This is a genomic window from Streptomyces sp. NPDC047061 (assembly GCF_040643955.1).
Classification (GTDB): domain Bacteria; phylum Actinomycetota; class Actinomycetes; order Streptomycetales; family Streptomycetaceae; genus Streptomyces.
The window spans coordinates 1-5918 of record NZ_JBEYVI010000104.1 but is presented as its reverse complement, the minus strand read 5'-3'; the positions used below and the strand labels follow the sequence as shown (position 1 = coordinate 5918).

The 5918-nt window shown below is 67.7% G+C and carries 7 protein-coding genes; 4 read left to right on the top strand and 3 right to left on the bottom strand.

The window, feature by feature from the left end:
• Both ABZ887_RS50775 and ABZ887_RS50770 read right to left on the bottom strand, forming a co-directional pair.
• A partial coding sequence (locus ABZ887_RS50775) for a helix-turn-helix domain-containing protein (RefSeq protein WP_361306481.1) occupies nucleotides 1-351 on the bottom strand: 351 nt, incomplete at its 3' end.
• Between the two features lie 537 nt (nucleotides 352-888).
• Nucleotides 889-1482, bottom strand: coding sequence for a TetR family transcriptional regulator (locus ABZ887_RS50770; protein ID WP_361306479.1), 594 nt, complete (start codon nucleotides 1480-1482; stop codon nucleotides 889-891).
• Between the two features lie 103 nt (nucleotides 1483-1585).
• Between ABZ887_RS50770 and ABZ887_RS50765 the strand changes: the two genes are divergently transcribed.
• The 4 genes from ABZ887_RS50765 to ABZ887_RS50750 all read left to right on the top strand — a co-directional run bounded on the left by ABZ887_RS50765 (nucleotide 1586) and on the right by ABZ887_RS50750 (nucleotide 4789).
• Nucleotides 1586-1960 carry a hypothetical protein gene (locus ABZ887_RS50765; RefSeq protein ID WP_361306477.1) on the top strand — a complete coding sequence of 125 codons (375 nt, stop codon included), beginning with the start codon at nucleotides 1586-1588 and terminating at the stop codon, nucleotides 1958-1960.
• The gene (locus tag ABZ887_RS50760; RefSeq protein ID WP_361306475.1) at nucleotides 1957-2979 is read left to right on the top strand and encodes a ketopantoate reductase; all 1023 of its coding nucleotides are present in this window, start codon (nucleotides 1957-1959) and stop codon (nucleotides 2977-2979) included. Before ABZ887_RS50765 ends, ABZ887_RS50760 begins: the two co-directional genes overlap by 4 nt.
• Nucleotides 2980-3277: 298 nt before the next feature.
• The gene (locus tag ABZ887_RS50755; RefSeq protein ID WP_361306473.1) at nucleotides 3278-3982 is read left to right on the top strand and encodes a transcriptional regulator; all 705 of its coding nucleotides are present in this window, start codon (nucleotides 3278-3280) and stop codon (nucleotides 3980-3982) included.
• 18 nt (nucleotides 3983-4000) lie between these two features.
• Nucleotides 4001-4789 (top strand): 5-formyltetrahydrofolate cyclo-ligase, encoded by a 789-nt coding sequence (locus ABZ887_RS50750; RefSeq protein WP_361306471.1) that lies wholly within the window; start codon nucleotides 4001-4003, stop codon nucleotides 4787-4789.
• A gap of 344 nt (nucleotides 4790-5133) precedes the next feature.
• Here the strand turns inward: ABZ887_RS50750 and ABZ887_RS50745 are convergent, their stop codons facing one another.
• The gene (locus ABZ887_RS50745) at nucleotides 5134-5565 is read right to left on the bottom strand and encodes a hypothetical protein (protein WP_361306469.1); all 432 of its coding nucleotides are present in this window, start codon (nucleotides 5563-5565) and stop codon (nucleotides 5134-5136) included.
• Nucleotides 5566-5918 lie beyond the last annotated feature (353 nt).

The following is a 5918-nucleotide window of genomic DNA, read 5'->3' as shown; positions in this document are numbered from 1 at the left end:
GAAGCCCCCGGTGATGGCCTCCATGCTCTGGCAGGTCAGGGTGAGCGGCGCGGTCTGTTCCTTGACCGCGCTCAGTACGGGATCGGCCAGTCCTTTGAAGGCGTGCAGGTGGCGGCGTAGCTCGCTGAGCCATTCACTAAGGGCCACCACCGGGTCATCCATTGCCTCCAGATCGACCTTTCTCGCCACAAGTCCTGCCTGGCTGTCGTGCAGCGCGGTGGCGAGCAGATCCTCTCGGGTCGGGAAGTGACGATAAAGCGTTCCCGGCCCCACCCCGGCATCTTTGGCGATGTCCTCCAGCGAAGTGTCGACACCGCGCGTCGTGAAGTGCTCGATGGCGGTCTGAAGGATCCGTTCGTAGGTGCGGCGCGCGTCCGCCCGTCGCCCGCGACACGACTCCGCACCTCAGTGTCGTACTCGACCAGACCCCGGCCGACCGCAGTCGCGCCACCTCGGCCTTCGACCTCGGGCTGCGCGCCCTGCTCACCGGATTCCGCGACCTGCTACCTCGCTGACGGCGGTCGGGCACGTCGTCCCGCTCTCGACTGGTCCTGCGGCCTGTATGTCGGCGCCCTGGGCGCAGCATGCCTCGCACGCGGCGACGGGGTGCCGCTGCGATCCCGCCCGATCATACTTAAATAGGCGGTCAGGGGCCCCGGTCGTCAGCGGGGTCCCATGGCTGGTTGACGCGATCACCGGGTCACGTCCTTCGTGGATCGACGCTGCCCCCTACCGTGAACGCCCGCCCGCCCGCGCGTGCAGTCGGCCGGACAGGCCCCCGTCCAGGACGCCATCGACGCCGTGTCTGCTCATCGGCAGTCTCAGCCCCGGCTGCCCCGCGCACCCGGGCATCGGGATGGCGGCAACCCTGCCTTGCGGTGGAGGGGGTCAGCACTCGAGGGCCGCGAACGCCTCATCCAGCAGGGATGGGAGGTCGAGACGGCCATCGGAGTCGGTCCAGTGGTCAAGGGCGACGTTCAGGCAGTCCAGCGCAGCGGCGACGCGCACTGCGTGGGTGAGCGTCGGCTGCTCGGCCGATCCCGTGCGGTCGGCCAGTGCGCCGGCCAGCGCCGGCCGCCAGCCACTCTGCTTCCCCAGCCGGCTCGCGCACAGTGCCGGGGTCTCCTTCACCAGCCTTGTCATCGCGAGCGCGCTGTCCGGGTCCTGTCGGTAGTGCTCCAACGCGGTGTCCAGCGCGCGGCGCAGCGCAGTCCAGTCGTTCTCGGCCGCCGGACGGGCGGACAGCGCGGCGGCGACGTGCTCGCCGTGCGTGTCGAAGACGCCGAGAACGGCCTCCTCCTTGCTGCCGAAGTAGCGCAGGAACGTGCTGCGTGACACACCGGCCGCCGCGGCGAGGTCGTTCACGGTGACGTTCTCGTAGCCCTCGCGGCGGAACAGATCGAAGGCGGTCCGGGCAAGCTCGGCTCGTACGGCGCTGCGGGCGATGTTTCGGATGCTGGTTCGCGTCTCGGCAGAGGGCACAGTGCGACTCTACTGCCGACGGAAGCATGATTGCGATTTCGAAACCATGGATCTACTCTGACACTCAGTTCCACAAATGAGGCTTGGTTTCGGAGGTGTAGTCGTGGCTCAGGCTGCTGGTCTCACTGAGGCTGGTCGCCCGCAGCGTCATCGCCTCCCTCTGCGGCCGCGGTCGCGTACCGGCGGCGACGCGCTGTGCTGGCGCCGCGACGACGCGGACCGCGAGCGCACCGAGATTCACAAGCCCGTGATCTGCAACGGCGACGCGATCCGGAGCGGGGACTTCGACCGGTTCGGTCAGGGGACTGCGGCACGAGCCGCTCCCGGTGTCGACACCGCCATCGCGTCCGCGCTCCGGGGCGGTGAACGCGGCGCGGCGAACGTTGCCTGCCGCGGCACCGGCGACGACGTCGGCCCGGCAGCACAACTACCGGCCGAGCTCGGCCGGCAGCACGATTTCACCGGAGGAAACCCATGACCACCCCGTCCGTCCTCATCGTCGGTGCCGGAGCGACGGGACTACCCGTCGGCTACCACCTCGGCCTGGCGGAGGTCGACATCACGTTCCTGGTGCGGCCCGGCAGGAAAGCCGCCCTGAGCTCGCCACAGCGGCTGTACTGCTACGACGACGCCGAACTGAAGACATTCGACACCTACCGCGTCGTCGAGGACGTCGCGGAACTGGCGGGCACGAGTTTCCAGTTCGTCATCATCACGCTGGACGGTCACACCAGCCGGACACCCGAAGGTGCCGAGCTGCTGCGCGGCCTGGGCAAGCTGGTCCGAGCCTGCGGCGCGCACGTCATCATGTGCGGCTTCGGCCTCGGCGTCCGGGAGCACCACCGTGAGACCCTTGGCGTCGGCGGCGACCGGCTCACGCATGGATTCCTCGGCATGCTCAGCCATCAGGCCTCGGCCGACCTGCCCGTTCATCCGCCCACGGATCCATCGCGGGTGGCCCGGGCCGGCGTCTGTTACCGGCATCCGACGAACCGGATCGGCTTTCGCGTCGAGACGGGCAACGCCGCTGCCGCGCAGCAGTTCGCCGCGCTGTACGAGCGCAGCGGCGTGTCGAAGTGCGCACAGGTCAGCCGCGAGGTCGACGACGTCTTCTGCACCGCCGCCTCGCCGGTGTACGCGGCCGCCGAGCTTGCCGGGTGGCCCGACTTCACCACCCTCGTCCGGGACGAGGAGCTCTGGAATCTGGCCTGCCGCGCTCAGGCCGAGATCATGACCCTCCCGCGGTACGGCCGGGCCGGCGAACACATGGCCAAGGCCATGGGGCCACTCGAGACCGCCCAGACACACCAAGCCATCGAACGGGACATGCTGCCGCTGGACTACCAGGCGTTCAACCGGTTCCACCACGGCGGCAAGGTCCGCGCCCAGGACGTCGAAACCATGTACGACTGCCTGGCCGAGGGCCACGGCGGTGGCCACCCGATGCCCGCGCTCCGGACACTGTTGAGCCGGTTGGAGGCGCATGCCGCCGTGTAGGGGATCGCCTGGCGGCCGACGAGAGGGTGTGGTGGAGAGACTCGGCCTGGGCTACGGCGCCAAGCTGTCGGAAGGGGACCGCCGGCGTGTTCGGTGGCTCTCTCGGCAAGCGGCTCGCTGACCTGAGCTGCGGAGCGAATTCGAGGAGCTCGCAGCACGGTACGACCGCACACCGTCGGCCAGCCTCCTTGCCAAGGGCGGAGAACAGCTCAGCCTGATCACCTTCATGGCGCGGAAGGCTCCCCGCGGACGAACAGAACGCGAGTTGCTTTCCCTCCAAGGCGATGCCTTCACGCTCATGGGGCAGCTCGTCTGGGACGCCTCACAGAGACGCGACCACGCCACGGCACGCAGCTACTACGACCAGGGCGTTACGGTCGCCCGACGCCTGCGTGATCACGCTCTCGAAGGCCATGCTCTTCTGCGGACCTGCTACGTCGCGCTCTACGGAGCTCAAGACCCACGGACGGGACTGGACCTCGCACTCCAGGCAGCGGCCACGGCCCGCTCGATCAGCCCGGCCCTGACCGGCATGGCTCTCCTGCACGCCGGCGAAGCTCACGCCATGCTCGGAGAAGCAAAGGAGTGCGAACGAGCACTCGATGCAGCCCAACGACATCTGGAAAGGTCCGACGGCTTGGATGCCGCAGCCGATCTCGTCTCCCCCGGCCAATTCGGCCGCCTCGCCGGATCGTGCTACCTCTCCCTGGGACAGCACCGACGCGCCCAGCAATTCCTGGAGACCACGGCCGCGGAACTGCAAGATCGGCGAAAGTCTCGCGCGATCGTGTTGGGCAACCTTACGCTCGCCTATATTCGCCAACGCGAGGTAGACGCCGCGGTGATCACGCTCGCCGAGGCCATCACGGAACTGGAGGAGACCCGGGGCGGGGGAGGATTGAACGTGGTCTTCAGCGCCGCCAAAGAGCTGCGGCCCTGGCGGCAGGACCCGGTCGTCGCCGACATCCATGACCGGCTGTTCGCGCTCATGGCAACGATGTAAGCGTAAGGAGAACCTGTTGTGTCCGCGACACACGATGACGCAAAGAAGCTCGTACGGACGCAGGTCTGGGATGCCCTCGACGCGGCCGGCGCGGTGCACGACGACACGGCCCATGGCCGCATACCCAACTTCAAAGGCTCCGAAGAAGCCGCTGCACGACTCGCCGGGCTTGAGGCGTGGAAGAACGCCACGGTCATCAAGGCAGTACCGGACAAAGCCCAACTCCCTGTGCGCGCTCGCGCTTTGGAGGACGGCAAACTCCTCTACATGGCCGTCCCGAAGCTGGCCACGCCCAAGCCTTTTTACCTCCTCGACCCGGACGTCCTGGAAGTACCACCGCACGAGGCAGCGAGCAGCCGCGTCGCGGCAACCATCGCACCGACGGTCGAAGTCGATGCCCTGCGTCCCATCAGCGTGGTGGTCCTCGGCAGCGTGGCGGTCAACCGCTCCGGCGTTCGGATCGGCAAAGGAGCCGGGTACTCCGACCTGGAGTTTGCGTTGCTCACCGAGGCTGGACTCGTCGGGCCCGAGACGCTCGTCGTCACCACCGTGCACCCCCTCCAAGTGATCGAAACCCCCATTCCATCCACAGAGCATGACGTGAACGTCGACGTGATCATCACGCCCGACGAAGTCATCACTTGCAGCACGCCGCACCGGCCGCCAGGCATCCTTTGGGACCACCTTGAGGCGTCCAAGATCGCGGCGATTCCAGCCTTGCAATCGAGGGTTCAGGCGGCAGCCGGCGCCGTCGCCTCGGAGTTGATCCTTGAGTGGACACGACTGAACGAGGCCAAGCACCGCTGAACGGTGCTGTTGCTGACTGCTGGCACAAATGCGTGACCGGCCTGACCAGGAGAATCGGTCGGGCCCGTCGTGCATCGCGCCATCGGTGGCATCAGCGACGCGGTCGGCTAGGGACCGTCGCCAGGATCAGTGGCGCGGTGCGCGTGATGCGGAAGGTGTTGCGAGGCGCGGTGCCATGGCCACTACCGACTCCTTGCCTTTGGCAGGGCGGTACCGCCCAGTGGCTGCGACCATACGTGGCTCTTCTCCCGTCCACCATGCCAAGGTGAGCGCCTGGCTACTGTCCGCGGCCGGATGGCGAGGGCGGCTTTCCGGTAGGTGCGGGATTCCATCGGACGGTGGGATTATGCGGCCTCGGCGTCGGCCGTAGTGTCAGCCCGCGCTGCCCATTCGGCGCGGGCTGCGGTGAGCCGGGGGTGCATTCTTCGAAGCTCTTCCAGCTGCCCGGCCACCGTTTCGATGAACTCGGCCAGCTGGTCCGGATCCATCGGGCGGCTGTACATGTCGGCGGCCACTTCGACCAGAACGTGCGGAATGCAGTACGCCGGGCTGGCTGTTGAGTCCGGACTCACGGCGAGGTGCGCGCAGAGTACCTGCCAGGACTTGTAGTCCTCGTAACCCTCGGTGTATTCGGCGTAGGCCACAGCGCCCTGGCCGGATGCCCCGCCCGTCGCGATCTCCGCGATCTCCGCGGCGCACACCGGGGCCGTGGCCAGGCACCCTGGGGCCATGACGGCGATCACAGGAGCGGCGGCCACGGCCACGGCCACTGACACGGCCGAGACGGCGCCCAGAAGTACCTTCTGCCAGGTTGCGAGCTTCCCTGTGTCAGGAAGGTCGTCGGCTTTCGGGTCGTAGTTGGGTCTGTACGCTCACCGGGTCTTCCAAGATTTTCGTAGCGGGTGATCGGGTCAACTGGCCTGTGGTGTCGGCTGGTTGGCGGAGTCATCCTGGTGGTGTGTGCAATAGGGCTGGAAGACCTGTTACCGCAGCTGGCCGCGGTACGGGTCGATCGTGTGGAGGCCAGCGGTGATCTGCTGCGGATCACGGCCCGAACCCGGGACGATGCCGCAGCTGTCTGCCCGGGCTGCGGGACGGAGTCGGACTGGGTGCACTCCCGGTACGTGCG

What these genes read in the sequence shown, in the direction of transcription:
- ABZ887_RS50755 (WP_361306473.1), top strand. Translation starts at nt 3,278, where the DNA reads ATGGGGCAGCTCGTCTGGGACGCCTCACAGAGACGCGACCACGCCACG.
- ABZ887_RS50760 (WP_361306475.1), top strand. Translation starts at nt 1,957, where the DNA reads ATGACCACCCCGTCCGTCCTCATCGTCGGTGCCGGAGCGACGGGACTA.